At 58.0% G+C, this 1,619-nt stretch carries 1 protein-coding gene and 1 pseudogene; both read right to left on the bottom strand.

Annotation, left to right across the window (positions count from 1 at the left end; genetic code table 11):
- Positions 1–167 precede the first annotated feature (167 nt).
- Positions 168–869, bottom strand: coding sequence for a methyltransferase domain-containing protein (locus BT122_RS10640; RefSeq protein WP_052241580.1), 702 nt, complete (start codon positions 867–869; stop codon positions 168–170).
- A 63-nt stretch (positions 870–932) separates the two neighbouring features.
- Positions 933–1,073 (bottom strand): annotated as a pseudogene (locus tag BT122_RS11310) (putative RNA methyltransferase); the annotation flags it as partial.
- Positions 1,074–1,619 lie beyond the last annotated feature (546 nt).

Raw genomic sequence — 1,619 nt, 5'->3', positions numbered from 1 at the left:
CCCCTCCCGGGGCCGTTTCAGTTCCAGATCGTTGTTTTCGCCCGCTGAGCTGGGCCTATGCCGGAATCTCTCCCACAGAAACCACCGAAGAGCCAGATTTCTTCTGGGGCGGTTGACAAGGGCTGTCCTTCAGCCCTGCAATTAAGAGGATGATGAGCTGGCTGAGCTCATGAAGGGCCTTGGGAGCGAGGGGTGCCCACCAGCAATTCAGCCTCGATGGTGATGCTTTTCACACGCGATAGATTTAGGGACTCCGCGTCGATGCCGAACAGCAGCGGCGTCATCTCGGCGAACACGCGGACGTCCCTTTCGGACATCTCGAAGGTGCGCGTCACCTTGATGCGGTCGGTCATCTTGAAGTGCTTCTCAAAGCAATCGGTCACCAGCTGGTTTGAGTATTCCTTGCTGCGCAAAGATCCTTCAGCAAGGTGGCGCAGCTCCGTAAGATGATTGCTGCCTGGAACCACTTTGACCAGCACTCCTGGCGCGGAGGCGTTTCTGGTTGGGGTGAGAACGCGCTTGAATTCGTCGTAGTTCGAGGGAGCGAATACGTCCACCACGCAGTTGATGGAGCCTTTCAGCACGGGGATGTTCGTCAGGTCGCCAACCAGCCATTTGACCGCCTTTCTGGAATCGTGGCGGGCCGCCATCAGCATGGCGTCTTTTGAGAGGTCAAACGCCACCACGTCGACACAGAGGTTTTCTCGGATTGCACGTGCATAGAAGCCTTCTCCGCATCCCGCGTCGAGCACGCGGAATGGCGTCGCGTTCACAGCTGCAGGACCCTCGCTTGGGGAAAGGGCCCTTCCTACCGCGGTGAGGACGGCTTCTTTCACGTGGTCGTAATACCCTGCCTCCAGGATTGCCATGCGGCTCTCAAAGGATTCTTTGCTGTAGTGGGCTGACTGCCTGGAGGGCCCTAGAAGGTTTACGTACCCCTGCTTTGCGATATCGAAGCAGTGCCTCTTCGGACATACGAGGCTCCCTTCCTGCAGCTTCAGGGCGCTGTGGCAAAGGGGGCAAGAGAGCACGTCGGCGCTGTCAGCAAATCGCGCGTATCTGTCGAGTACCATTGCGTCTCCTTTCGTCCAAGCAATTCTAGCGGATGAGTCTTCCCCAGCAGTGCATGGCTAATCACAGCAGGCAGAACCGCACAGTGACAAATAGCTGAGCTATTTCAAGCTGGGATTTCGGTATTCTGCTGCCCTCTTTTGGGCCACTTCATTTCGCCACGCTTTTGACAGGAGCAACAGGGTCCTCGCGCGCAAAACGCATATGGGCAATGCAGCCGTCTGTCAGGGCATGCCTGCGCCCCCGAACCTGCCGAAAAGGCGCTGATCTGCCCGCCAGGGCATGCCTGCGACCCCGAACCAGCCGAAAGGGCGGTGGATCTGCCCGTCAGGGCATGCCTGTGCCCCCGAACCAGCCGAAAGGGGGGTGGATCTGCCCGCCAGGGCATTGGCAGAAGAAAGAATGCCGAGATACTCAATAAGAAGATTGATAACCTTCAGCAGGTGAAAAAAGGAGGCTTCGGTAGTTTGTGTGACAAGGGGCTAGCCTAGGCAGCAACGCTCTTCGCTCCCTTCACGCCCTTCTTCCTCGCCTTCACCGGGCGACCC

This window comes from Olsenella sp. kh2p3, assembly GCA_900119625.1.
Taxonomy (GTDB): Bacteria; Actinomycetota; Coriobacteriia; order Coriobacteriales; family Atopobiaceae; genus Tractidigestivibacter.
This window is presented reverse-complemented; position numbering and strand designations above follow the sequence as displayed.